The following is a 25,101-nucleotide window of genomic DNA, read 5'->3' as shown; positions in this document are numbered from 1 at the left end:
TCCTTTTCACCATATATTAAATGGTCTACAAGGATTTAAATTGTCATTAAAACAAGATGTATAGGTACTTTTTTTCTTTACTACTTGAAACTCCATCTTTGGATCAGTTACAATTACTTTTTGACTATCCGCTAATGTAATCATTTCTTGTAGTACAAATGAAAATCTATTAGCTTCATTTTTCTCTTTTTTCATTTTTCCTACCCCATTTCTATGCTAACTCCAATTCATTCTCCTCTTCATCCACTTGTTGTTTCATCTCCATATTTTTTATCTGCCTGGTTGCTATCTGTTCATTTACATCCTGGATTAGCATTTCATTAAAATCCTTACCTTTGATACGTAATCGTTTCACCTGATATTGACTTGAATATTCTTGAATTATTTCTGAGGAAGCTTTATTTCCAGCTTTATCATTATCTAATCCGATTTTGATTGTAGTAATTTCAGGATGATCATATAAATACTGTTTTAATGCCTTATCACATACACCACCTAAGCTTAATAAATGATCATTTTCTATTAATTTTTCTAATCCATGAATTTTATAAAGAGTCAAATAACTAAGCAAATCAATAGGTGCCTCCATAATAGTTAATATATGATTACTTCCTCTTCTTGCAAATCCAAAACGCTTATCAGAAGATTTCGCTTCACCTCTGAACGCATTAGCTGCAGTACTTGTACTACGTATACTAGCATATCTTACTTTTTCTTCATTGTCGTATCCAACAAATACACAACTTTTTTTATCATTTTCGTAGATTAGTTTTTTATCAACAAATTCATTTACAATATCTTGATGTATCTTTCTAGTTTTGATCAAATATGCAAATACATGTTTATAGGTATTATTTTTCTCTGGCAATTTAAAATTTTCTTTTTGATATTCTTCTACAACATCTTCCACTGGAGCATATATCTTATACTCTCCTTCTTCATTTAAAAGTTCTTTTACTGCTTCAATCCAGGTAAAACCCTCCATGAATACTAATAATTGAATAGGACCTCCACCATCATCAGCACTATGGCAATACCACCGGTTTCTTAATTTATCAATATCAAGGCCACCTTGACTTCGGATTTCAGCAAGCTTTGTATTTATATTGCGAACTGCATACCCTCTTTGCAAAGCCAGGTCATAAATATTAGTATGGTCTGCTCTCTCAACTTGCTCTTTACTAAATCGTTTATAACTGTTGTCGCTCAGAAATCTCATTATTACACCTTCCTTCCCCCCAAAGAATTTGCTCTTCTTTGGGGACAAAAAAAAGAACAATATTGATTATTTCATTATTGTTCTAAATCAAATTCATATTCTTCAATTATTTCTGTCTCTTGCTCCATTGCTTCGTACATCTGCCTGAATCGTTCCGTAGATGAATTCTTCATCTCCTGTTCTTGATGATCTACTTTCACTTCTTCAACTATTTCGCTTTCAGGCTGATACAAATGTTCAATCCAGTTCTTCGCCACTTTTTCATCATACATCTCACCCAATGTTTGATATAAGATTTCTACTTTGTGTTCATAAGAAATACTTTTTTCTGCTATGACATCTTGTGCAAATTCAGCAAGTTTGGTGTAATGATCATTTTCATATTCATAAAATTTTTCAACAAATTCAGCCTTCATTGATTTCATTGCTTCATTTTGTAATGTTTTCTCTTCTTTCTCATTCACAATGAATTCAACAGCTTCATCTACTGCAACATCTAACTCAACTCCAGATACATGCTCAATCTCATTCGCTTTTTGAACAACCTCATTAATCGCCCTTTTCATAGCATCTTTCTTTTGTTCAAAAGTATAATCTTTTTGATAAAAATCTTCTTCCATAGATTCATATAATGTTTGTGCTACTTCATTAAGTTCAAATGCAGCTTCATTCACTAGTTCTTCCTCTTTCGAAGCTGTATTCATTCTAGCAAATCTTGAAATATCTTGTCCTTGTGGAACTTCCATTGGCTCCTTTATGATGACTTGCTTTTTAAAAACATCAATAATATTTTCATAAAATTGACGTAATTGAAATTGAATCGTTTGCATAATCTTCTTAACAATTAAATGAATTCGAATCGTATGAATATCTTCAGCTTTAAAATGACCATTCGCTAAATCTTTCATTTTATCAAAACCATCTTGTAAACCTAGTCTTAATTCTTTCATTGTAGCTGCATCTAAATGATTCTTTGCATAAACTTTAACTTGATCTAAAAGAAGACCATTTTTTAATCCCATTCGAATCTCTTTTACTTGCTCCGCACTAAAAATATTATCTTTTTTCTCATTTAGTTGGAGTAAAGATAGATCAGTATCATCTTCCATAGCTAATCGTACCTCTTTTATGTACTCTGCAGATACGGTAGGAGAAATAAAGTCTTTTAAGCTATTTCCTTTTTCTAAAGCATATCTTATTTCTCTCATTTGATTGGCCTTTAATCTAGGATCATCATATTGAGTAATATCTACACCATGTCGCATACCTGCAATAATTTCAGCAAGTTGTGCTTTGGTATGCCTTTTGCTTTCTTTTTCTCTCACATCTGTTTCAAATTCTTTGGATTCATCTCGGGAAACTTCTTTATTCTCTATACTAGAATCTACTGTAGAAGTTTCACTTTCTTTTTCCAAATTAACTTCTTGTTCATTCTTCTGATTAAGTACTACTTCTTGTTCTACCGATTCATTTGAATTTTGGTATTCATCAAGCAACCTTACTGCTTCTTTCTCACTCACATTTTGAAACTTCGAAACAAATTGAATAAGATTACCATCCTTTACTCCTTGTTCACTGTTATTCCATGTATTATTTTTCTTATGAATCAATAGTGATGGATACTCTGGTATGAGTGCTAGTCTGTCGTTTACTTCTTTTACTTCTAACCCAATGCTCTTTGCATATTCAACAATTGATACATCTTTGTTTTTTGATGTATCCGCTTGTACATTCTTTACCTTGCTTTCATGATTTCGTTGTGGATGTCTGCTTAGATAAGATTGATTATATTCTGAGTTAGATAGATAAGAAGCTCTTTCCTCGATTAAGAAATCTACTGCTTCATTCCATTCCATCTCATTCATACGCGCAGCAAATCTTATCGTATTTCCATGTGTTGTCTTATTTTCTTGATCTGTATACTCCCATGAATTACTGTCTTTATCAACGATTATCTCACCATATCCACTTATATCTGAAATTCTAGCAATATAACCATCTTCATAAGAAATATTCATTCCCTCCTTTCTTGCAAAGTCAATAATACTTATACTATTTGCAAGTATTACATCTGGATGAAGCTCTTTCTCCTTTTTATGACTCCCATTTCTTTTAGCCATATTTCTTCTCCTTTATAAAAAAATGAACAGCATTGCTGTTCGTTAATGAGTTACCGCTATTCCATTTCATTTTCATAATCGTTCTCTGATTCATTTATTCTGTCTAACGAATGTAATATCTCTTTCGGAGTAATCGCTTTCTTTTCTTCCTTCTGTTCCTCTCCATCCATTAATACTTCGTCCTTTTTATCAAGCTCTAATATTTGATTTAATTCTGTTTGCCTTTTTAATTTATTATCTAATTCCTCTTCATGAGGGAACTCTTTTTTACTATTAATGAGTGCTTCTTTCAAGCTTTCCTGATTCATTTCTAACTTATCCTGATATAATTCAAGAAGTTCTTCGAAATTACCAAGTACATTCTCAATTCGATTGATGTTTCCAAGTCCACTTGTACCTAATTCCAATCGATGACTAGCAATCCCTTTGATTTGAATATAATTGTTTGATGTTTCTGTATCAATAGCTTCCATAGTAAATCCACGATACTCTCCTAACTTCTTTGGTAGCACTTCCATAGACAAGATAACCATAAGTGCTTTTCCTGCTTCGGTTCGCTCGGTATAAGTGTGATCCATTAATACCATCTTGAAGGAATCTTCCGGAATTGCATTTGCATCTCGTAGTTCCATATCTTTTTGTACTTCTTGAATTTTGTCTTGATATTCTTTAATCTGATTTGGATAGATTTTTTTTATTCCTAGTTCATACTTATATTTCTGATTGAGGAACCCATTTTTTAATAGCTTTAGCCTGGTTACTTCGGTATCAATGTCCATTTTCTCTCGAATCAATGGATTTCCAGTTGCTAAGGCTTTTACTTCTGCATAGGTTAGAACTGTATCATCAATATCTTCACAACTTCTTTCGATACTCTTATTCGTCATAATCTGTGATATGAACTTTTGTTTCTGCTCGACTAGCTGCCAACTGTACGAATCAAATGTATTTTTCGTAACATATCGGTAGATAGATACTTCTTCATTTTGGTTTCCTTGTCGAAGGATACGCCCCTCGCGTTGCTCAATGTCAGCAGGCCTCCACGGGCAATCAAGATGATGTAAAGCAATCAATCGTTTCTGAATATTAACTCCTGTTCCCATCTTGGTAGTGCTACCAATGATAATACGTTTGCTTCCAGCTCTTAATTCATCAAACAACTTTTCTCGTTGAATTTCTGTCTTGGCATCATGGATGAAGCAGATTTCTTCTTCCGGTACTCCAAGTTTGATTAACTCTTCTTTGATAGAATCATATACGGACCATTTTTTATTTGCATTTGGTGTACCAACATCACAAAAGACGATTTGTGTTCCTAGAACGCTTTGACTTTGTATGTATTCTTCGTATACATTTTCTATACATTGATTGACTTTACTATTAGCCTCATTTGGTGCATTGGGATCTAATAGTCTTGGATCGGTACCTAATAGTCTAGCTTCATTTGTTATTTTTAACATATTATCAATGTAAGGTTCAACAGCACCATTACGAATTTCTTCTGCTCTTTGTGCAAACTCTTTCATCACTTCTTTTGTATATTCACTAGGCTCGGATACAACGATGTTATAGGATTCACCTTTTAATTTAGGTACTGGTAATTGTAACATTTCTGGTAACTGGACATCTGCTATCTCTCGAAACATTGTCATAAGCTCTGGTAGGTTTGTAAATTTTGCAAATCGATTCTTAAATCGATATCCCGTACCTTCTGGCGCTAACTCTAACGAAGAGATCACTTCTCCAAATTGTGCTGCCCATGCATCAAAATGATGTAGTCCTTTTTCTTGTAAGCTTTGATTTTGTAAATAACGCTGCATCACGAATAATTCTGTCATACTATTGGATACAGGTGTTCCAGTTGCAAACACAACTCCTTTTCCACCATTAATCTCTTGAATATACATGCACTTCATCAGCATGTCCATGGACTTCTTTGCCTTACTTGTAGAAACTCCTGCAACATTTCTCATTTTTGAAAACACTGCACAGTTTTTATAATAATGAGCTTCATCAACAAAGAGTGCATCAATTCCAAGCTCTTCAAATTCAATTACCTGATCTCGTTTGGTATCTCTTAGTTTCTTTAAATCTACCTCTAGTCCTTTTCTGAACCGTTCCATTTGTTTAATGGACCAATTCTCACCATTCTCCCGTTTGATTCGTTCAATGGCATCCCTAGCATGTTCAATTTGATTTTCAATCATTTCTTGCTCTCGTTCTTTTGATATTGGAATTTTTTCAAACTGACTATGACCAATGATAACTCCATCATACTCACCCGTTGCAATTTTACTAATAAAGGTCTGACGATTAAGTGGTTCAAAATCCTCTTTCGTTGCTATTAAAATATTAGCTGCCGGATACAACTTCATAAAATCATTTCCGATCTGCTCAGTCAGATGATTAGGTACACAAAGCATTACCTTATTGGCTAATCCAATTCTTTTCATCTCCATTGCACTAGCAATCATCTCATACGTTTTACCTGCACCAACACAATGAGCAAGCAGTGCGTTTCCATGATAAATGACTCGTGCTATGGCATCTTTTTGATGTTTTCTTAGTTCAATATCTGGATTCATACCAGGAAACGTTAACTTTGAACCGTCATATTCTCGTAAACGTATATTGTTAAATAAATCATTATATTTCGTTACATATTTCTCTCTACGAGTTAAGTCAGACCAGAACCATTCCTTAAATTTTTCTTTAATTAATGTTTGCTTTTCCCTTGCAAGAATAGTCTCCTTTTTATTCACTACATAATAATAATTTCCATCTGCATTGGTCATTCGATCTTTCACTACTACTGTTTTCAGATTTAAGCTATCTTCTACAATATGGTAAGCATCCATGCGACTTGTTCCATATGTTTCGTTTGCACGAATACGATTCGTAACAGAATATGTTTTATTCGATACAGAAAAAGAAGCATCAAATGAATTATAATGAATTGCTACTGCCTTTCGATTCGTATGATCCATGATAGGATCTTTTCGAAAGGTTTTCGGTGTATCTAGTAGCTCATACAAAAACTGATTATAATCTTCTTCCTCAATCCATGTAGCTCCTAATCGAACTTCAATTTCACTTGCTTCTAAGTCTTTAGGCTGTACTTTTTCTAATGCATCAATATTTATTTGGAATATTGAGTTCGAACTCTGATATAATTTTGCAATCTTAAGTTTCTTACGAACATTACCACATAAATATTCATCCGAACTTTCATATCCTTGATAGGGATTACTTTCATCATAGTGCTCTGGATTTATAAATATTTCACCTTCCAACGCATTGGCTACTTCTTTAAAGTCTTTACCACATAACTTTGCTATATATGGTATATCTACTCTTCCTTTTTCCGTTAAAGACACAATCAAGCCTTCTCTTGGAGTATCTACCGATGTTATTTCACGATATGGCTTTATCGTTCTTTTATAAAAGATATCCGCCTTCTTTACTTCATTATCGTTTCCTTGCTGTTCTAGTGACAAAAGTAAAGGATAATCTGCATCTTGTTTAAATATTTGATTTGGCTTACTAGATAATGCTCCATATTTCTTAAGAAAGCTATCATACGTTTCATGTAACTGTTCTTGTAATTGATTTAATACTTCGTCTTCACAGTTTTCTAACTGTGCATTTATAATAGTTCTAGCAGCAACTCGAATCTGAATAAGTCCCTTCATCTGTTCACTTTTACTCTGAGTATAATTCATTTGATTCATAACTGAATTATTGCGATAATAAATATCATCTCCCACAACTGTATAACAGAAGTTTTTCACTGTTGGATCTGCAGGTATAGAAGTTATTTCTACCTCTTGTTCCTTATCAATCTCTGTTTTTATTTGAGCTGAGAGTTTTGTTATTGCTGCTTCATATTCTCCTAAGAGAGTATCCGGATTCTTTGGTATTACCGTTGTATATTTACTTTCTGGACCAAATCGTTTGACATCGAATACCATTTTTCCTAATAGCATATCTGGATGCTCAATAAAATATTGATTAACCGGAATCTTATCTTTTGTATATCCAGTATATATCCATGGTGCCTTAGTTACTTGTAATCGTTCTCTCTTTTGTAAAAAGATAATATCACTACTTACCTCTGTATTTGCTATTGATTGAAATGTATTATTGGGTAGGCGAATTGCTCCAATGAGATCAGCTCTTTCTGATAAATAAGTTCTAACCATTGGATTTGCTTTATCTAATGTTCCTTTACTTGTAATAAAAGCAATAATTCCACCTGCTCTAACCTTATCTAATGTCTTGGCAAAGAAATAATCATGGATATGAAAATTATGCTTTTTATATTTTGGATCATATACTTGATAATCTCCGAATGGTACATTACCAATTGCAACATCAAAGAAATTATCGGGTAGATCTACTTCTTCATATCCAGCTACTTGAATCGTTGCATTTTGATATAGTTGCTTTGCTATTCTTCCCGAAATACTATCTAGTTCAATTCCATATAAATTAGATTGTTCTCTAAATTGATTTGGCATCACGGAAAAGAAGTTTCCATTCCCCATGGAAGGATCTAATATATTTCCTCCATCAAACCCAAACTGCTTTAGCGCTTGATAAATACCTTGAATGATTTCTGGTGGTGTATAGAATGCGGTGTTCGTTGAGGATCTTGCACTTTTATATTCTTCTGGAGTTAAGATATCTTTTAATTCTTGATATTCATTTGACCAGGTATTTGAATTTTCATCAAATGCTCCTGCCATTCCACCCCAACCCACATACTTTGCTAAAATAATTTGCTCTTCTTTGGTAGCGGGTCTATTCTCTTTATCTAAGTACTTCAATAATTGTATGGCTGCTATGTTATTTTGATATTTTGTCTTAATTCCCCCATCATATAGATGATGGTTCTCTTCATATTGATAATCTATTTTTTCATCTTGAATCTCATCCGTTTTATCATCGCTTTCCTGTTTTATTTTAACATGATGAACGTTATTATCCTCATGAGTTTCATCTACTATCGTTGGTATCTCTACCTCCTCTTTTTGTATTTCATTATGAGACAATTCATTCTGATCTTCACTTATATAGTATCTTCCATCACGTATTAGATTAGAGATTCCTGCACTTATTTGTTTCCACGATAGTATTTCAGTTTGTTTTCCCTTACTATCGTTCCATTTTATTTCAATACCCTTACCTGGACTAGAGTCCATTCCATGAAAGCCCAGTTCATTACCTCTTGCCAACCCCATTCCAAAGTAATAATATTCTTTCTTTAGAAAATCAATCTGCTCTTCTCTCTTGCTATGATTCTGAAAGAACTCATGAATTCTTTGATTTCCTCCCACTGTACCTGAACCATGTTGCAACATTTCTTCTATAATTTCATCTGGTACCTTCTTTTGTCCATAACTTTTACGCACTAAAAAAGGAGAAGATGATTTATCTACTCCTTCGTTATTTCCTATATCTTGTTGTAATGCTTGTAAATCGAGTTCTAATTGTATATCACTTCGTGAAGTACGATTTCCTCTGCTTGGTCGTGAATTCTCTGTCTGTGATGGTAAGTTTCCATCGTATCGCTTGGGTTCTTGATTGGATCTTTCTGTAGAAGTTCTTCCTGCAAGGTCTCCATCATCTCCTCTGCTCTCTTCTCGATCTGATACATGGTTTCCATCATTGCTCCGTTCAGGATCAGTTGTTGCAGTTCGAACTCCTTCTCTTTCTCCCAATATTCGAGAGCCTGATTCCCGTACTTGCCCAGTGGTTGATTGTCTTTCTTCTCTTCTCCCACTACCGCGAACCAAAGACCGTCCCTCTCCTCGTATTCCATTTCCATTCCATTCTCTAACATCTCTGTCTTTCTGTCTCCGTTCATGCTCTTTCTCCTTTCGAATCTCTTGTACGATTTCTTTACTATTAAGCAACAATTTTCTTCCTGTTTTTATTATGTAATACCCTAAGTAATCCATGGTAGAGGAATTGATCTCAGGATATGTTTTACTAAAATAATGCTTTGAGTCCTCAGTAACACTGTTATTTCTAAATTGTACCATATAATCAACACTTTGATAAAGAAAATCTGTCATGAGGGCATCTCTATATTCTGGTTTCAGATTCTCTTTCCGTAAATATTGCTTCCATTCGCTTACTATCATATTACTTCGAATATCCGGTAGAGTCTTGATATATTCAGTAACGTACTGCTTATTCTTTTCTAAGAATAACTTTTCATATTGCTCTCTATCCTCCTCTTGTATCTGCCATATCCATGTTTGTTTGCTTTCATAAAGCTGAGATACATCAAAGAGGTGTTCAATAGCATGTTGACTTTTTACTAAGACTGGTATACTATTTTCTCCTCTTTTTACTTGTCTACCTATTGATTTCCAAGCATCGTAGGTAGCTAATTGTGTAAAATCCTTATTCTGAGCATATGCACTTACAAGAGTAACAAAATCATATTTATACATATAACCGGCATACTCTAAAAAAGATTTCCACTCATCTGGCTTTTCCAGAAATACTTCTACTTCTTTTTGGTACAATTGTTTTAAGTATTCTATTTTCTTCATAAGACACCTCTTTCCTTTTCCCTCCTTATTAATCCCTCATTTCATAAATACTTCATATGGTTGAAGAACTTATGAAATAAGGGATACTGATTCTTATCAATATCCCATTTCAACTTATATTCTAATAATATAAATATTCATTTATATTTTCGTTTTTTGTAGCATCCTTCACTCGAACAACAATTTGATACGCATATTTTACATTGTCTTTCACTGCTATCACTGTTATAGTCGTAAAACCTTTTTTCTTTCCAATGATAGTTCCATTTTTGCTTACTGCAGCAATTGTTGGATCTGAACTTACATAGCTGACTGAATCATAACCTGATAGCTTTAATTTCGTTTGTTTTCCTTCTTTAAGAAGTTTATAGATTACTAAGACTGGATCATTTGTTGTAACTGTTGTAAATGCTTTTTCGTTTTTCAAATTATAGAATTTTGTTTGAATATCATCTCTAACAGTTACATTAATAACTGCCTTATATGTATAATTTTTAGCTTTTACCTCAACTGTTATATCAGCTCTGCCTTTACTCTTTGCTACTATACTTCCATTATTATCAACTGATGCAACCTTTTTATTTGAAGAATTATAAGTTATCATTGAATTGTTAACCTTAGAAATATTATTCATATTGAGATTGAATCTATAACCTTTTATCAGCACTTTGTGCATTGCAAAAGTTGGAGTTTCTGTTTTTTCCTTTGGCTTAAATCCAGCGGTTTTATCTACAACAAAATTACCATTGTTATCTACGTATTTAATATAGACTCTACAAGCTTCTTTCACCTTAGCTAGATTAATCTTGTTATTCTCTACTGGTAACCAACTTCCGTCTGGATCAAAGTCTGAATCTTTATTTACTACTTGATAGTAGATACCTTTTTCTTTATTATTTCCGTAATTTGCACTAACTGAAAAAACAACGGAACTAGGAACGGTAATATCATATGTATTATCCTCTTCATAATTTAGAGTAATTACTTTATTAGTACTTTTAAATGACGTTACTATTTCATTATCTTTAATCACATAACTGCAAATATAAACAACCTTATCATTTCCAACTTTTCTAGCATAGAAAACGTGTTCTTTTTTACTTGAAAGAATATGCGCTTTGGTACTGAGTAAAGAAGCCGAACTATCATGGTTAAAGAAAGTGTATATGCCTTCTGCATTACTTTCACTCACATCTAATGTACTATTCCAACCAGATGTAGGATTATCACTAAACTCCCATCCTTCTTGTACTACCACATCGTTTATTACTTTTTCGGTAACTTCTTTTGCAATTGAATCATTTTCTTTTATAGTAACATCACCAGGATTCGAAATAGGTTCACTTGGTGCAGAAGTTGTTTCTTTCTGCTCTAATTCTTTTACCTTTTTCTTCAATGATTCCACTTCATTTTTTAAAGTAGTATTTTCATCCGTTAATGTTTTATTAGCTGCTATTTGATTGGCTAATTCATTTCTTAACTGCTCAATTGTCATATTTGCAGTATCTAGAAGTGCTTGCAGATAGTCAATTTGTTTTTGAAGCTCCTGATTTATCTTTGTCATATCAGTGACCTTTGTTTCTAATTGCTGAATAGAATCTTTTAAATCGACATTCTGATTTTCTAATTCTATCACTTTATTCTGCAATTCTTCTATTCTTTTCTGCACGTCTGTACCATTTGTTTTTAGGAGTTCTTCTAGCTCTGCCACTTGATTTGTTAATTCGTTAATCTTTGTTTGCATGGTACTCATTGTACTTACTAAGTCATTTTTATCTTGTGTTAGTTGAGCAATCTTTTGATTTGCATCTAATAACTGTTGTTGCAAATCCTTAACTTTATTTGCAATATCTTCATCCGTATTTGCGTTAACAAGACCTTTTAATTGATCCAATAAATTACTTAGAGAATCACTTTTCTTCTTTTCCTCTACTAAAAGGGACTCAATTTTTGAAATATGATTTTGTAACTCTGTATTTTCATTGACCTTGTTAGTAACAGAATCTTTTAAATCTTGAATTGCCTTAATAACATCCTTATTATCACTAACGCCTAATTCATCGCGAATTTCACTTAATAAATCCTTTAATTCATTAATATCATTAGATAAATTACTAATTTGTGATTCTAAGTCATGAATCTTGGAATCTTTGTCTTGTATCAATGCAACAGCATCAACAATTTGCTTTTGTAAATCTAAAATTGAAATATCTTTTGAAGTAACTTGTGCTTCTAAGTCTTGAATCTTTTTATTCAACTCCGTAATCACTGTATTTAATGAATCAACTTGTGATTGTAATTCATCCCGTTGATTTTGCAGATTCGATATCTTTTCGAGTGCTACTTGTAACTCACTATCGGATACATCCTTATCTGCTTTGAGCTGATCAAACTTATTCTTCCAATCATTAATATGAGTGTTTGCATCTACTAACTGATTGTTTAACTCTTTATTCGTCTGTTGCAGATTACTGATCTGTTGTTTCAACTGATTAATTGCATCTAGAATATCATCATAACTTCCAACACCTAATGAATTTTTAATATCATTAAGTAAACTAACATAACTATCCACTTGTGATTGCAGTGCATTATTTTGATTGGTTAGATTCGTTATAGTATCTTGTAATCCTTTCACTTTCTCGGTTAGATTAGCTATATCACTATCTTTGTTAGATAACTGTTGTTGTAAATCGGTGATTGTTTGATTTGCGGCATCTAGCTCTTTTTGAAGATTACTTTTCTCTTGGACTAATTCATTCATCTTCTTTTGTGTATCAGCTAGTGAATTGCTTAAGTCCTGATTATCCTTTGTTAGATTTGTAATCTCTTGTTGAGCATCAGTAAGTTTGGAGTTTACTGAATTTAATTGATTTTGTAAATCACTTATTTCCTTTTTTAACTGTTCGATTTGACTTTGTAGTTGTGTTGTGTCAGCATTTCCGTTCTGTGCTAATGCTATTGTACTTGAACTATCTGCTGTTACAGCAGGAAATGTAGTATCATATATATCTTTACTTGATACAATTTCTACAGAAATACTTGTTGCTCCACTAGGCAAATATAAATACAGATAACCACTGGCATCTGTCTTTAATGGAATTGGATCATCACCATCTTTAAAGTCAACCAATACATCTTCGTTGTTGTGTCCAGATATTCGAAATCTCTTTACAAATACATTATTTCCATCTACATTGACATTAGTAACTGCCGGCTTAATTCCGCTATTACTTACACTATAAATGCTACTATGATCTATTGTTGCTGTATTCCAATAATATTGAGATCCATCACTCTCGCCAAATAACATAGTACTTCGAATTGCTTGTATTGTCTTCTTTCCTCCAAACGAATGACTATTGGTATAAATCTTACCCGATATGTACGTATCTGTAAGAACTAGATTATCATCATAATCTCTTAGCCTATACATCATTACATTGGTTATAACTGAATTTGAAGCAGAAAACGTTCCATTAATGGTGCCATCTTTAATTATAGAATTACTAACAGAAGCACCAGACATTAATGTTACTCCACTGATATTACAGTTACTATACGAACCATAAATCTGATTAGAATTAAGAATTGTATTATCAGCGTAGATATTACAATTTGTAACTACTGCTTTATTATAAGCTCTCAAAGATGTCTCGCTAGATCCCACCAATCGTATATCTAGATTGGATACACTAACATTGTTAGTACTGGTATTTATTAATGCACCACTTCCTGATATTATCTTTGAATCATCTTTTGTACCAAATCCAGTCAAGTTAAAACTATAATATCCATTGCTCGGACTGTTTGGGTTGAACCCTTGTTGCATATTCAATGTTCCACAAATCACAAAATTCGTATTTGCATTGTATGTACTAATAGATCCTATTGCAGCATCAACAAAATATACTGTAATATTGGATACTTGACTAATAGATAATTTGACAGTACTATTGTTACCTTTAATTACATAAGCACTTGTGGAATCCGGTGTAAATGATATGTCTGTACCATAATTAATACTATATCCACTTGCTCCTATATTAATTTGTGCATTACTTCCTAAGTTTGTGATATCTATTTCTTTTATATTGCTATGAGAAATACTGTATGTATTTAATCCATTAGCAGATGTAATCACTGTTCCTGTTGCCGCTTTCACCTCCTTTCCACCGACTCCAACCGGACAAATAGTTAAGACCACTACTAATATCATAGATATTAGCTTCCTTTTTTTCATTCTCATTTTTAATTCCTTTCTGTAACTAGTTAACATGTTATATACAAGGTTATTATTCAACCTAGTATTGCACCTCCTAGCAGGTTAGGAAACATACAATATAACCCTTCCTTAACATTATTTAATTTCCTACCTCCTGGTTATAAAATAAAATAGGAGTAAAGATTTATCTCACCCTTACTCCGTCAACTCACTGTTATTGTATATAAAATCACCCCTTCCTTATATAACCCCTTATTTTATAAATCCTTAAATGAGATCTAACGATTAAGGATTTATAAAATAAGGGATATTGAATGTTTCTTTCAATATCCCTTTCACATTATTTGAACATGATTTATTTTACTTTTCAAATTGTAATAAAATTCTATTTAAATTCTTTCTAAATTCCTTTAATTCAAAAATATCTCTTTGCATTTCATTGATTTTTAAAGACAAATATTTAGATATATCTTCTTTTCTTGTACAATCGTCATATGTTATCTCCTCTAATAGCCAATCAAAAGTAACCTCTTGAAATGGTTGTTGATATGGCAACCAACTTCCATCATACTCTGCTGTACACATTTTAAGTTTTCCTTCATCTACCATCTTTTTTCTTTCACTCAGTAACTTCATCAAATGCCTCCAATCTATTATTGTTATCTGTTTGGCTATAATATAGTTCCAATGCCTTATCTATAATATCTTCGACTTCTTTTTCTGACTGTTGCTCCGTAAAGTATTTTTTTATAACTTTGGATTTTATTTTAATTCCATTAAGAATAGATGAAACCTTCTTTTTAGAATTGTATGTACCTGCAAGTACTTTTTCAATTGTCACTTCATTGAGCTTACTTGCTTTTTCTAATTCTCTTAGTTCTGTTGCCTTTTTGATGTCAACTTTATAGTTGTTATTGTTTAATATGTCTACTAGATAAATTTGATTTTCTTCGGTAAGATAAGATAATTCCACACTGGCTCGTATGCTTATTTGCTCCGTATCTATTAAATCTTTTAAACCCCTATCTAATGTATTAATACGCAAGTACCTTGCTACTGTAGCTCTTGATAAATTGTAATTCTGAGCTACGACCTCTCTGGATTTCAACTTGTGCTCCACTGGAGCACAAGTTGTCTCATCTTCTATTTTATCAGCATTCAACAGCTTTTTCACTTCACTAATTAAGTCAATTCTTTTTCCCTGACTTTTTAACGCTTCATAATGCTGAGTTAATACAAAAGCTCTTTCTGAATGCAATAGATCTGTAAATGATCTTTGTATCAGATTGGTTTCTGTAACTATTAATAAGGCTTCTTCATCCGATAAACCATCCATAATAATAATTGGAACTTTACTTAATCCAATATTTAATGCCGCATTCCATCTATTATGCCCAGCTAATATTTCATAGATTTCATCATCAATTTGTCGAACTAGTATAGGTTGTAAGATACCAAATTCCTTAATGCTTTGAATCATATCATCTAGTCTTTCACCAGTATAATATTTAAAAGGATGATTCTTAAATGGTACTAGCTTTTCTATTTCAATCTCAGTATTTTTATCATCTTTCTGTGGCTCGTCCATTTGAAACATTTCATCTAATGAAGTAAGTTTCTTTTTAGTTGGTGCTGCATTCATTATCTAGCACCTCCTTTGCTAATTCTTGATACGCAATTGCAACCTTGTTATTCTTCGCGTATTCAATGATTGTTTTGTTCTTCATTGTTGACTCGCCTACCTTTACAGACTTAGGTATTCGATTGGTATAAATATGTACAGTCTTTCCATATGCATCTTCAATCATTTCTTTTATCTCTTTTGATAAATTCATACGTTCTACATACATTGTGAGCAATATACCATCAATTGAGATCTTTTCATTTATTTTCTTTTTTACTCGAATAATATTACGAAGTAATAATTCAAGTCCTTTTGCACTTAAATATTCTGGTGTTACCGGTATAATTACACTATTACATGCTGCTAATGCGTTAATAGTTAACATGCCAAGACTTGGTGAACAATCTATTATTATGTAATCATAATATTCTTTAAATTCTTGCATAACAGTCTTTAATATCATTTCCCTACTCATTGCATTGACAAGACTGACTTCAATTGCTGATAGTTCAATATTACATGGGATTACATCAATTGCTCCAACTGATATTATATATTCCTTTTTGTCTGGTAACTCTTCATCTTCAATAACCATTGACATTAAACTAGCAATGGTTGTGGTAATACTATCATTATCATCATAACCTAATGATACGGTTAAACTGCTCTGTGGATCTAGATCAATTAGGAGTACCTTTTTTCCTTTTTCAGCTAAAGCATATCCTAAATTTAATGTTGTCGTGGTCTTTCCTACCCCGCCTTTTTGATTTACTACTGCTGTGATCTTACACATAATATCTCCTCTTTTCATAATTATTGTATTTTCTAATCTCTTATTTATTTTGGCAGCGCCGCGAACGCTGCCTTAAAGAGAATAGAATGTGTCCCCGTATTGCCGTTAGGTCAGCAATAAAAAAAGATATTGAAAATAATCTTTCAATATCTAATACTCTTTTTATGCATATCAAATTTTTTAATTTCGCAATGCCTTATAAATGGCTAGTTCTAGAGTGCTTCCAAGTGTACGAATTGCTTCACCAAATCTTTGGAAATGCACAACTTCTCTTGCACGTAAGAAGCGAATTGGGTCAGCAATATCTGGATCTTTTACAAGTCTTAAAATATTATCATAAGTTGTTCTTGCTTTTTGTTCTGCTGCTAAATCCTCAGTTAAATCTGTGATAACATCACCTTTTGACTGAAAGAATGTTGCAGAAAAAGGAGTTCCACCTGCTGCTTGTGGCCATAATGCAGTTGTATGATCAATATAATATGGTGCAAATCCTGATGCTTCAACCTCTTCTGGTGTTAGATCCTTCGTTAACTGATAAATAATTGAAGAAACAATTTCCATGTGTGCCAATTCTTCGGTACCAATATCCGTTAATAAGCCTGCTACCTGACGATATGGCATGGTATATCTTTGTGATAAATAACGCATTGAAGCAGCTAATTCTCCATCTGGTCCACCGAATTGGCTAATAATTAATTTTGCCATAGCTGGATTTGTTTTTGTGATTTTTACAGGGTATTGTAATTTTTTCTCATAATTCCACATATCTTAAGCCTCCATTTCCCATGGGAAAGGTGTTACAATCCATTCCCAAACATTATTTTCAACATTAACATGATCATCGGTTAAAGGCCCAAAGTACATGGAATAGTCGTGAATTGCTTCCATCTTTATTCTATTATAGTGTTCATAATATTTAAGAGCTCTTTCATCTGTTGGATGTGTATCAAGATAAAGTACAATATCGTCTAAAACAAAACAAACTTGGTGAATATAGTATAATAGTTTTTCTTGTTCACTCATGCTCTTCTACCTCCGCTAAATTTATAGCATAAGAAAGGTTTATCTAACTCAGGGAAAATAGTACCAATCTGTAGTGCATCTCCTGGTTCGTATACATCTTTCATATATTGCCATGGTACATATGCCATTGCTACAGGCATATGATCAATGTGATCTGAATCTACATCTATTAGAACCATTGTTGCTTCTTCAGGTTCAGATGAATATCTCATTTCTCTATTTGTTGTTTCTTTTCTGCAACTCATAAAAAACTCCTTTCAATTTCACTTTTCTCTTTAGACATTTGTTTATGTCCATTAATAGTTTATGATACAATTAAAATGATGTGCGTGTACCCGAAGTAACAAATTACTTTTCAACTTTAACAATCATCGTATCATATCCAGCTGACCTTAATTCTTGCTCAAATGCAACAGCATCGTCTAGTTCATCAAATGAACCCAATTGTACTGCATAGAAATTCTGATATGGAATAATGCTCCCTGAGTATCCCTTTTCCACAAAACTACTAAGTACATTCATCGCATTGGTAAAGGAGCGATAAAGTCCAACTTGTACTTTATAAACTGTGATTAACTGATTCTCACTAATAACAACCTTCTCATGAACATCCATCTTCTCGCATCCTTTTTTATCGTTACTATAATATATGCATGGAACTCATTGTAGTGAAAAGAGCAAAATGAGAGCATCAAAAAAAGATCCTACTTCGTATCATATACGAGATAGAATCTTTCTTTTACCTATTTATATTTTCCAGTTGAAAATCTAGTATTCTTTATAAAACTTTTGATAAGAATTCCTTTAAACGTGGATTCTGTGGATTGGTGAAGAACTCATCCGGTGTGTTTTGTTCTTTTACAATCCCTTCATCAATAAATAATACACGGTTTGCAACTTCTCTTGCAAATCCCATCTCATGCGTTACAACTACCATAGTCATTCCATCCTCAGCTAATTCTTTCATTAGCTCTAGAACCTCGCCAACCATTTCTGGATCAAGTGCTGAGGTTGGTTCATCAAATAATAGAACTTCTGGATTCATTGCTAATGCACGTATAATTGCAATTCTCTGCTTTTGACCACCTGATAATTGCTTTGGATAAGCCTCTGCTTTATCCTCTAATCCAATTCTTCTTAATAATTCAATCGCTTTCTTATCAGCCTCTTCTTTGGTTAATATGCCAAGCTTCACAGGTGCAATTGTAATATTTTCTTTTATTGTGAGATGAGGAAATAGATTGAAATGCTGAAACACCATTCCTACTTTTTGTCTAATCTTGTTTATATTATTTTTCGGATCAGCAATATCTTCACCTTTAAACAATATTTGACCAGAGGTAGGTATCTCAAGGAGATTTAGGCATCTTAAAAAGGTTGATTTACCAGATCCAGATGGACCAATGATAACTACTTTTTCACCCTTTTCAATCTTCTCACTGATTCCTTTTAATACTTCATGCTTTCCATAACTTTTTCTAAGATTATTACTAACGATCACCTTGCGCCAACCTCCTTTCAAAAATATGTAGAAGTCTAGTTAACCCAAGTACTAACACAAGATAGAATGCTGCAGCAATGTAGAGTGGTGTTAAAATATCGTAATTTACTGCCCCTATATTTTGTGCTGCCATTGTCAGATCACTCACAGCGATAACTCCCGCTACTGCAGTCTCTTTAATTAATACGATTAACTCATTTCCGATAGCAGGTAATACATTCTTAATAGCTTGAGGCATAATGATATAACGCATTGTCTGCATGTAATGGAATCCAAGAGATCTACCAGCTTCCATCTGCCCACTATCTACAGATTCAATTCCCCCTCGAATGATCTCTGCTACATAGGCACCGGAATTGATACCAAAGCATACCGCACCTACTAATATTTCATTTGTATCTCTAGCCGTAAATATCAGATTATAGATAATCAGTAACTGTAGCATTAATGGCGTTCCGCGAATAATTGTAATATATACATCGCAGATTACCTTTAACCAGATAAATTTTTTCTTATCAGCTACTGTTACTTTTATTACTGCAATAGTCACACCAATTACAATACCAAGCAATATAGCAAAAAATGATATTTGCAAGGTTACCCATAATCCCTTAAGATAATTCATATATCTATGTTCTGGTATGAATGCATCATAAAATGGTTTTATAAAATCTGTAACCATTGATAAATATTGTCCTCCCATATTTTTGCCCATGCCTTTCATATATTGAATCTGTGTGATTTATTATTTACCAGTATATTTTGCGGTAAATTCATCGATCTTTCCAGATTCTTTTAATTCTTTAATCACTTTATTCACTTCATTTAATAATTTATCGTTTCCTTTTTTTAAGGCTACTGCGTACTTATCTTGAAATAATGTACCATCTAATGTTGTTAAATCTGTATTTTTCGCAACTAACTCTTTTGCAGGATATTGGTCCATAACGATGCAATCAATTTTACCATTCTTAAGATCTTCACTCGCTTGAGCAAATTTAGTATAACGCTTTACTTCTTTTGCCTTTACATTATCTTCATTTGATACATATGAATCAGCAATATTCCCCAACTGAACACCAATTATTTTATTATCTAAATCATTAAGACTAGATACTGTTGGGTTCTCTTTATTTACTACAACTACTTCTGTTGAATTTACGTAATCTTCCGAAAAATCCATAACCTTTTTACGCTTTTCATTAACCGAAACACCTGCGATTACTAAATCCACTTTTCCACTTTGGACTGCTGTTAAAGCGCCTTGAAAGTCCATATTCTTAATAACAAGTTTCTTCCCCATTGAGTCAGCGATTGCCTGAGCAATATCCATGTCGATTCCTACTACTTTATCCCCTTTTAAGTACTCATATGGTGCGAATCCAGCTTCAGTTCCTACAATCAATTGATTATCTGTATTTTTTTTACCACAAGCAGTTAATGTTAATGTCATGATAGCTAATGCAATTATCACAAATCCTTTTTTCATATTATTCCTCCTATATTTATTACTCATTTTTTAATTAATAAGTTCCGTTATTTCTTCTTTGAGAAATTATTATAACACATATTTATAATTATGCAAGTATATTTATGAGTGTGAATGTAATTTTATACATTTTTTTCTAACCCGATCTACTGAATTGTATCTTCTTTCACACTGATCGAAGATAAAGCACCTAGATTATTAGTTTCATTTCCATCTGGTATGCCTTTTAAATATTCTGTGTCTTTTCTTTTCGAAACAATAACTCCCTCAATTTCTCCATCCTTTGCCATCTGAACCCCCTCTTCTTTTGATGTTAGCTGCCCGTTTGATAATTCATAACCAATTACTTTACCATCGTGCTTAATTAGTCTTGAAACTTTGGTCGACCCACTACGATTCTCCATTGAATTATTTGTGCTATTACTCTGCGAATTATTATCTTGAATATTATAATTTTGCTCATTGTTATTTGTTTGTATTCCGTTTATCGGATTGTTATTTTGTTGATTATTATTTAACTCATTATTTACTATCATTGAATTTCTATCTCCTTTCATGTATGAATTTAGTCTTATCTTATACTAACCTACTACTTACGATTTTGGTAATTGTTCTAAATACAGTGTGCTAATTGTCTTTATCTCACAGTATATTCTTTGACTTAGACGTTACATATTATTAAGAAATAAAGTGTTTACTGAAACACACTTTTCCTAAGAATAAAAAAAATATCACATAAACTATATTCTCCTGAATTACCTAGTTTATGCGATACTTATAGTTACTCAAACTTCCCAGTCTAAAATCTATCATATACTTGATAAATTCAATCGAAAAGTATATTAATTACCATGATTGAATTGATTACATTGGCGTGACTTTGACGAGTTTGTGAAGTTACTTATGTCTTATCACTTTGATTTAGATATAAAAAGTTCACTGTTTGACGAACAAAGTGAGGAGTTTGAACTTTTTATATCTAAATCAAAGTGATAAAACATTAGTAACTTCCAAATGAGGAAATGGAACGTAAGATGTAAACAATTCAATCATGGTAATTTAGATAACTTTGCTTGAATTTATCAAGTATTCAACAAATCTTTTACTGGGAAGTTTCAGATACATTTAATTATTCTAAATCATCAAAATCAAATGCTGCTGCCTTAGTATAATTCGTTACTTTTGCTTCAAAGAAATCTGTTTTTGTACTATTTAGATTAGAAAAATTCTCAATCCAAGCCATTGGATGTGCTGTAATCTCAGGGTACAATTCTTTTATTCCAATTGCTTTTAATCTCAAATTAGATAAATACTTAATATATTGTTCAATAAGAGTATCATTAATCCCTAGAATCTCATTATTGGTAACATATTGACCCCACGCAATTTCATGTTCCACTCCTATTCTCATCATTTCTCGAAACTCTTCTTCCATCACCTCAGTGAATAACCTTGCATTTTCTATCTTCAATTCCTTAATGATATTCTGAAAAAATACAAGATGGGTTACCTCATCACGATTAATATATTTAAATAGAGTGCTTGTTGCTGTCATCTTTCCCTGTCTTGCTAATGTATAAAAGAAACTAAATCCTGAATAAAAATAAATTCCTTCTAGAATATAGTTTGCCATAATCACTCTAAGAAAATTAACTTCACTTGGTTCCTCATTAAATGCTTGATAAATATTAGCAATAAACTTATTTCTTTTTAATAAATGCTCATCTTCTCTCCAAACATCATAGATCTTATCTCTTGTTATTGGATTCGTAACGGTATCCAAGATGTATGAATAACTTTGAGCATGGATTTCCTCTTGAAATGCCTGAATATTAAGCAGTGAAGATACCTCTGGTGCTGTAATATATCTTGAGAGGTTAGGTAAATTTTCTGATTGAATGGAGTCTAAGAAGTTTAAAAAAGAGATAATTTTATCAAATGCATTTCTTTCACCATCCGTTAAATAAGGAAATTGCTTCACATCCTCATTAAGCGATATTTCCTCTGGAATCCAGAAGTTATTAAGCATAGTACGATATAAAGTCTGTGCCCAATCATATTTAATACGATTCCATTCTCTTAGATTAGTTGTATTCCCTCCAATAATGGACTGCGTGCCCCGCTCTCCATATTCATTAAATATTTTCTTCTTTATCATGGTATTTTCCTTTCTGTGCTTATAAACTAACTAGAGCAACTTGTACATTCATCCATTTCAAGAGATTGATTTCTTACATAATAGATTGTTTTTACTCCATTCTTCCAAGCGGATAGATACATATCTAATATCTCTTTTGCCTTTAATTGAGGCGTAATATATAGATTAAAAGATTGTGCTTGATCAATATGTCTCTGACGGATTCCACACGCTTTTATACTCCACTGTTGATTAATTGTATGTGCTTCTTTGTAAAGCCAAAAGGTCTCATCATTTAGGTCTGGTGCTGTCTTAGGTGTAAAACTTCCTTTCTTCTCTTCAACAAAATATTTCTTAAAGATTGGATCAATTCCAGCTGTTGTATTAGCAATATTAGATGTACTTCCAGTAGGTGCAATCGCTGTAAGATAACCATTTCGAATACCATACTTTTCTACCTCTTCCTTAAGCTTCAGCCATCGCTCCGACTGGTATCCCCTACGCTTAAAATAGTCACCACTTTCCCATTCAGAGCCTTTGAATTCTTTGTAGGCTCCCTTTTCTTTCGCTAATTCCATCGATGCTTTAATTGCTTGATAGGCAATCTCTTCAAAGAGACGATCCGCTTCTTCTAAATGTTCTTCACTTTCCCAAGCAATTTTATGATTTACTAAGTAATGATGGTAACCACTTGTTCCAAGGCCAATTGCACGATACTTATCACTTGTGATTTTGGATTCAGCAACAGGATACTGATTCAAGGTTATTACGTTATCTAACATACGTATTTGTAATGGAACTGTATCCTTTAACTCCTCATAATCTGTTTTACCTAGATTGATTGAATTCAAGTTACAAGTAACCATATCTCCAGCTTTCACTTTACTGATTACATAACTTGTCCCGTCCTTATCTTCTAGCGTTTCTTCTAACGATATACTTTCAGACATGTTCTGTGCAATCTCGTGGCAGAGATTCGAACCATAGATCATTCCAGCATGCTTATTTGGATTTGCTACATTTACGGTATCTCGAAAGAAAATAAATGGTGTTCCTGTTTCTACCGCACTCTTCATAATCTTTTTCATAATATCAAGCGCTGGAACTGTGGTTCTCTCAAGCGTACTATTTGCTTCGCACTCCAGATATTTCTCGGTAAATTGCTTATTCCCTTTCTCATCATAATAATCTTCCAAACGATATCCCATCACCTTATCCACAGAGTATGGATCAAATAAAGACCAATTTTCTCTCTTCTCTAGTCGTTCCATAAATAGATTTGGAATACTTAACGAAGGAAAGATATCATGCGCTTTTCTTCGATCATCCCCATTATTTGTCTTAAGCTCCAGAAAATCATACAAATCTGCATGCCAAATATCAAGAGTTATAGACGCACCACCTTTTCTTCTACCCAACTGATCAACTGCAACCGCAGTATCATTATATAATCGAATCCAAGGCACAACTCCACCAGATGTATTTTTAATTCCTCGAATCTCACTACCAAGTGCACGAATCTTCCCCGTGTAGATTCCTAGTGCTCCACCGTGCTTACTCACCTTAGAGAACTTTTGATTCACATCATAGATAGACCAAAGATTATCCCCTACCACCGATATAAAACAACTACTTAACTGATAAAAGGACGTACCTGCATTTGCTAATGTAGGAGTAGCAACAGTCATCTTCAATTTACTCATCAAATCATAGAATTTCTTAGCATAATATACCTTATTTCCACCTTCTGGTATCGCAAGATGCATAGCAATTGTCATAAATCGTTCCTGTGGTAATTCATAAACTTCATTCTGATATCCCTTTACAAGATATCGATCCGCTAATAACTTAAGCCCTTCGTAGTTAAATAACTCATCTCTCTTTGGTTCGATATAAGAAGCAAGCTCTCGTATCTCCTCCTCCTTATATTCTTCTAACAAATAACTTCCATACCGATTGATATGAACTAATTCTTTTACCAAAGCATAATAATCCCCATAACCAAAATGCCCATAACCTCTTGTAATTGCAGCTTCCTTATATAAATCATAAATAAATAACCTTGCAGCAACGTACTGCCAATTAATATTTGTCTTATTCACCTTGTTCCCATAAGCATCAACCTCAGTACGAATAACCTTTTCAATTGCTGTCTGAATCAGCACTTTCTGTATCTCTTTTGTACTCATACCATCACAAAATTGTATATTGGAATCCAATTCAAGTTCTAAAGGGGAGCACTCTTCTAACCCATCACAAGCAAGAGCAACCATCTTCTTCGTCTTATCCACTGACAATTCCTCAAATGTACCATTTCGTTTCCGTATTCTAATGCTCATAACTACTCCTCCTAATTTGCTAACCAGTATTATTTATTCTTATATTCATTTATACTTTTTGTTCT

The 25,101-nt window shown here is 32.9% G+C and carries 18 protein-coding genes; all 18 read right to left on the bottom strand.

Going from position 1 to position 25,101, the window contains the following annotated elements:
- Window positions 1–6 precede the first annotated feature (6 nt).
- Window positions 7–195 (bottom strand): hypothetical protein, encoded by a 189-nt coding sequence (locus bsdtb5_RS04100; protein ID WP_271714785.1) that lies wholly within the window; start codon window positions 193–195, stop codon window positions 7–9.
- Window positions 196–211: 16 nt separating this feature from the next.
- Complete coding sequence (locus tag bsdtb5_RS04095) at window positions 212–1,219, bottom strand: DUF3991 and TOPRIM domain-containing protein (protein WP_271714784.1); 1,008 nt, start codon at window positions 1,217–1,219, stop codon at window positions 212–214.
- A 74-nt stretch (window positions 1,220–1,293) separates the two neighbouring features.
- Entirely contained in the window at window positions 1,294–3,339 is a 2,046-nt protein-coding gene (locus tag bsdtb5_RS04090) for a hypothetical protein (protein ID WP_271714783.1), read from the bottom strand.
- 56 nt (window positions 3,340–3,395) lie between these two features.
- Window positions 3,396–9,905: a helicase-related protein gene (locus tag bsdtb5_RS22000; RefSeq protein ID WP_271714782.1), complete on the bottom strand. Its 6,510-nt coding sequence runs from the start codon at window positions 9,903–9,905 to the stop codon at window positions 3,396–3,398.
- 121 nt (window positions 9,906–10,026) lie between these two features.
- On the bottom strand, window positions 10,027–14,124 hold the full coding sequence (locus tag bsdtb5_RS04080) for an Ig-like domain-containing protein (protein WP_271714781.1): 4,098 nt from the start codon (window positions 14,122–14,124) through the stop codon (window positions 10,027–10,029).
- A gap of 366 nt (window positions 14,125–14,490) precedes the next feature.
- Window positions 14,491–14,766, bottom strand: coding sequence for an HAD family hydrolase (locus bsdtb5_RS04075; protein ID WP_271714780.1), 276 nt, complete (start codon window positions 14,764–14,766; stop codon window positions 14,491–14,493).
- Complete coding sequence (locus bsdtb5_RS04070) at window positions 14,750–15,772, bottom strand: ParB/RepB/Spo0J family partition protein (RefSeq protein WP_271714779.1); 1,023 nt, start codon at window positions 15,770–15,772, stop codon at window positions 14,750–14,752. Before bsdtb5_RS04070 ends, bsdtb5_RS04075 begins: the two co-directional genes overlap by 17 nt.
- Complete coding sequence (locus tag bsdtb5_RS04065; protein ID WP_271714778.1) at window positions 15,753–16,547, bottom strand: ParA family protein; 795 nt, start codon at window positions 16,545–16,547, stop codon at window positions 15,753–15,755. The genes bsdtb5_RS04070 and bsdtb5_RS04065 overlap by 20 nt, the downstream gene beginning before the upstream one ends.
- Before the next feature lie 180 nt (window positions 16,548–16,727).
- A complete protein-coding gene (locus bsdtb5_RS04060) occupies window positions 16,728–17,312 on the bottom strand; it encodes a manganese catalase family protein (protein ID WP_271714777.1) in 585 nt (194 codons plus the stop codon).
- 3 nt (window positions 17,313–17,315) lie between these two features.
- A complete protein-coding gene (locus tag bsdtb5_RS04055) occupies window positions 17,316–17,570 on the bottom strand; it encodes a spore coat protein CotJB (protein ID WP_271714776.1) in 255 nt (84 codons plus the stop codon).
- Window positions 17,567–17,815 (bottom strand): spore coat associated protein CotJA, encoded by a 249-nt coding sequence (locus tag bsdtb5_RS04050; RefSeq protein WP_271714775.1) that lies wholly within the window; start codon window positions 17,813–17,815, stop codon window positions 17,567–17,569. Before bsdtb5_RS04050 ends, bsdtb5_RS04055 begins: the two co-directional genes overlap by 4 nt.
- A 103-nt stretch (window positions 17,816–17,918) precedes the next feature.
- Window positions 17,919–18,185 (bottom strand): SPOR domain-containing protein, encoded by a 267-nt coding sequence (locus bsdtb5_RS04045; RefSeq protein ID WP_271714774.1) that lies wholly within the window; start codon window positions 18,183–18,185, stop codon window positions 17,919–17,921.
- Window positions 18,186–18,348: 163 nt separating this feature from the next.
- Complete coding sequence (locus bsdtb5_RS04040; RefSeq protein WP_271714773.1) at window positions 18,349–19,071, bottom strand: amino acid ABC transporter ATP-binding protein; 723 nt, start codon at window positions 19,069–19,071, stop codon at window positions 18,349–18,351.
- On the bottom strand, window positions 19,061–19,753 hold the full coding sequence (locus bsdtb5_RS04035) for an amino acid ABC transporter permease (protein ID WP_271714772.1): 693 nt from the start codon (window positions 19,751–19,753) through the stop codon (window positions 19,061–19,063). The genes bsdtb5_RS04040 and bsdtb5_RS04035 overlap by 11 nt, the downstream gene beginning before the upstream one ends.
- Window positions 19,754–19,816: 63 nt before the next feature.
- Window positions 19,817–20,560: an ABC transporter substrate-binding protein gene (locus tag bsdtb5_RS04030; protein WP_271714771.1), complete on the bottom strand. Its 744-nt coding sequence runs from the start codon at window positions 20,558–20,560 to the stop codon at window positions 19,817–19,819.
- A gap of 146 nt (window positions 20,561–20,706) precedes the next feature.
- Window positions 20,707–21,096, bottom strand: coding sequence for a DUF3892 domain-containing protein (locus bsdtb5_RS04025; RefSeq protein WP_271714770.1), 390 nt, complete (start codon window positions 21,094–21,096; stop codon window positions 20,707–20,709).
- A gap of 593 nt (window positions 21,097–21,689) precedes the next feature.
- A complete protein-coding gene (locus tag bsdtb5_RS04020) occupies window positions 21,690–22,718 on the bottom strand; it encodes a ribonucleotide-diphosphate reductase subunit beta (protein WP_271714769.1) in 1,029 nt (342 codons plus the stop codon).
- Window positions 22,719–22,744: 26 nt separating this feature from the next.
- Window positions 22,745–25,036, bottom strand: coding sequence for a ribonucleoside-diphosphate reductase subunit alpha (locus bsdtb5_RS04015; protein ID WP_271714768.1), 2,292 nt, complete (start codon window positions 25,034–25,036; stop codon window positions 22,745–22,747).
- Between the last annotated feature and the right edge of the window lie 65 nt (window positions 25,037–25,101).

The organism is Anaeromicropila herbilytica (assembly GCF_016591975.1).
In the GTDB taxonomy this organism is placed as follows: domain Bacteria; phylum Bacillota; class Clostridia; order Lachnospirales; family Lachnospiraceae; genus Anaeromicropila; species Anaeromicropila herbilytica.
Note: the sequence above shows the minus strand (reverse complement) of the source record. Positions and strands in the feature narration are given on the sequence as shown.

What these genes read in the sequence shown, in the direction of transcription:
- bsdtb5_RS04100 (WP_271714785.1), bottom strand. Translation starts at nt 195, where the DNA reads ATGAAAAAAGAGAAAAATGAAGCTAATAGATTTTCATTTGTACTACAA.
- bsdtb5_RS04095 (WP_271714784.1), bottom strand. Translation starts at nt 1,219, where the DNA reads ATGAGATTTCTGAGCGACAACAGTTATAAACGATTTAGTAAAGAGCAA.
- bsdtb5_RS04090 (WP_271714783.1), bottom strand. Translation starts at nt 3,339, where the DNA reads ATGGCTAAAAGAAATGGGAGTCATAAAAAGGAGAAAGAGCTTCATCCA.
- bsdtb5_RS22000 (WP_271714782.1), bottom strand. Translation starts at nt 9,905, where the DNA reads ATGAAGAAAATAGAATACTTAAAACAATTGTACCAAAAAGAAGTAGAA.
- bsdtb5_RS04080 (WP_271714781.1), bottom strand. Translation starts at nt 14,124, where the DNA reads ATGATATTAGTAGTGGTCTTAACTATTTGTCCGGTTGGAGTCGGTGGA.
- bsdtb5_RS04075 (WP_271714780.1), bottom strand. Translation starts at nt 14,766, where the DNA reads ATGAAGTTACTGAGTGAAAGAAAAAAGATGGTAGATGAAGGAAAACTT.
- bsdtb5_RS04070 (WP_271714779.1), bottom strand. Translation starts at nt 15,772, where the DNA reads ATGAATGCAGCACCAACTAAAAAGAAACTTACTTCATTAGATGAAATG.
- bsdtb5_RS04065 (WP_271714778.1), bottom strand. Translation starts at nt 16,547, where the DNA reads ATGTGTAAGATCACAGCAGTAGTAAATCAAAAAGGCGGGGTAGGAAAG.
- bsdtb5_RS04060 (WP_271714777.1), bottom strand. Translation starts at nt 17,312, where the DNA reads ATGTGGAATTATGAGAAAAAATTACAATACCCTGTAAAAATCACAAAA.
- bsdtb5_RS04055 (WP_271714776.1), bottom strand. Translation starts at nt 17,570, where the DNA reads ATGAGTGAACAAGAAAAACTATTATACTATATTCACCAAGTTTGTTTT.
- bsdtb5_RS04050 (WP_271714775.1), bottom strand. Translation starts at nt 17,815, where the DNA reads ATGAGTTGCAGAAAAGAAACAACAAATAGAGAAATGAGATATTCATCT.
- bsdtb5_RS04045 (WP_271714774.1), bottom strand. Translation starts at nt 18,185, where the DNA reads ATGGATGTTCATGAGAAGGTTGTTATTAGTGAGAATCAGTTAATCACA.
- bsdtb5_RS04035 (WP_271714772.1), bottom strand. Translation starts at nt 19,753, where the DNA reads ATGGTTACAGATTTTATAAAACCATTTTATGATGCATTCATACCAGAA.
- bsdtb5_RS04030 (WP_271714771.1), bottom strand. Translation starts at nt 20,560, where the DNA reads ATGAAAAAAGGATTTGTGATAATTGCATTAGCTATCATGACATTAACA.
- bsdtb5_RS04025 (WP_271714770.1), bottom strand. Translation starts at nt 21,096, where the DNA reads ATGATAGTAAATAATGAGTTAAATAATAATCAACAAAATAACAATCCG.
- bsdtb5_RS04020 (WP_271714769.1), bottom strand. Translation starts at nt 22,718, where the DNA reads ATGATAAAGAAGAAAATATTTAATGAATATGGAGAGCGGGGCACGCAG.
- bsdtb5_RS04015 (WP_271714768.1), bottom strand. Translation starts at nt 25,036, where the DNA reads ATGAGCATTAGAATACGGAAACGAAATGGTACATTTGAGGAATTGTCA.